Source organism: Cryobacterium sp. Hh7 (assembly GCF_004403155.1).
GTDB lineage: Bacteria > Actinomycetota > Actinomycetes > Actinomycetales > Microbacteriaceae > Cryobacterium > Cryobacterium levicorallinum.
Genome location: NZ_SOHG01000031.1, coordinates 1 through 1830 on the forward strand (window position 1 = coordinate 1; position 1830 = coordinate 1830).

The following is a 1830-nucleotide window of genomic DNA, read 5'->3' on the forward strand; positions in this document are numbered from 1 at the left end:
AGGGCCTGAAGTCGGGTGCGTCCGATCCTTGAGAACTCAACAGCGTGCACAATGTCAAATGCCAAAAACCTCGTGGTTGTGGCCCGTTTCTAGCGGGGTACAGCCTATGAGATTCCTTTGGAAATAATATTGAACAAGTCCTGGTCTTCGGACTAGGCAACTAAACAAAGCAAGTCAGTAATGATTTGTTCTTGTCAGTTTCAAACTTGCATCTTCTCAGCCTATTCCGGTTGGTGGGTGCACTAGATGGGCCATCAGCTTGCTGGTGAGCTATTCAAACATTTACGGAGAGTTTGATCCTGGCTCAGGACGAACGCTGGCGGCGTGCTTAACACATGCAAGTCGAACGGTGAAGAGGAGCTTGCTCCTTGGATCAGTGGCGAACGGGTGAGTAACACGTGAGCAATCTGCCCTTGACTCTGGGATAACTGCGGGAAACTGTAGCTAATACCGGATATTACCTTGGAAGGCATCTTCTGGGGTGGAAAGAATTTTGGTCAAGGATGAGCTCGCGGCCTATCAGCTAGTTGGTGAGGTAATGGCTCACCAAGGCGACGACGGGTAGCCGGCCTGAGAGGGTGACCGGCCACACTGGGACTGAGACACGGCCCAGACTCCTACGGGAGGCAGCAGTGGGGAATATTGCACAATGGGCGCAAGCCTGATGCAGCAACGCCGCGTGAGGGACGAAGGCCTTCGGGTTGTAAACCTCTTTTAGTAGGGAAGAAGCGACTGGGTTTTCCTGGGAGTGACGGTACCTGCAGAAAAAGCACCGGCTAACTACGTGCCAGCAGCCGCGGTAATACGTAGGGTGCAAGCGTTGTCCGGAATTATTGGGCGTAAAGAGCTCGTAGGCGGTTTGTCGCGTCTGCTGTGAAAACCCGAGGCTCAACCTCGGGCCTGCAGTGGGTACGGGCAGACTAGAGTGCGGTAGGGGAGATTGGAATTCCTGGTGTAGCGGTGGAATGCGCAGATATCAGGAGGAACACCAATGGCGAAGGCAGATCTCTGGGCCGTAACTGACGCTGAGGAGCGAAAGCATGGGGAGCGAACAGGATTAGATACCCTGGTAGTCCATGCCGTAAACGTTGGGAACTAGATGTGGGGACCATTCCACGGTCTCCGTGTCGCAGCTAACGCATTAAGTTCCCCGCCTGGGGAGTACGGCCGCAAGGCTAAAACTCAAAGGAATTGACGGGGGCCCGCACAAGCGGCGGAGCATGCGGATTAATTCGATGCAACGCGAAGAACCTTACCAAGGCTTGACATATACCGGAAACGGCCAGAAATGGTCGCCCCGCAAGGTCGGTATACAGGTGGTGCATGGTTGTCGTCAGCTCGTGTCGTGAGATGTTGGGTTAAGTCCCGCAACGAGCGCAACCCTCGTCCTATGTTGCCAGCACGTAATGGTGGGAACTCATGGGATACTGCCGGGGTCAACTCGGAGGAAGGTGGGGATGACGTCAAATCATCATGCCCCTTATGTCTTGGGCTTCACGCATGCTACAATGGCCGGTACAAAGGGCTGCGATACCGCAAGGTGGAGCGAATCCCAAAAAGCCGGTCTCAGTTCGGATTGAGGTCTGCAACTCGACCTCATGAAGTCGGAGTCGCTAGTAATCGCAGATCAGCAACGCTGCGGTGAATACGTTCCCGGGCCTTGTACACACCGCCCGTCAAGTCATGAAAGTCGGTAACACCCGAAGCCAGTGGCCGAACCCGTAAGGGACGGAGCTGTCGAAGGTGGGATTGGTGATTAGGACTAAGTCGTAACAAGGTAGCCGTACCGGAAGGTGCGGCTGGATCACCTCCTTTCTAAGGAGCACGTGC

Annotated in this window: 1 rRNA gene; it reads left to right on the top strand. The window is 54.6% G+C overall.

Annotated features, from left to right (window positions below):
* Positions 1–281: 281 nt before the first annotated feature.
* Positions 282–1815: ribosomal RNA gene (locus tag E3T43_RS10570) — 16S ribosomal RNA — on the top strand.
* The last annotated feature ends 15 nt before the right edge of the window (positions 1816–1830 follow it).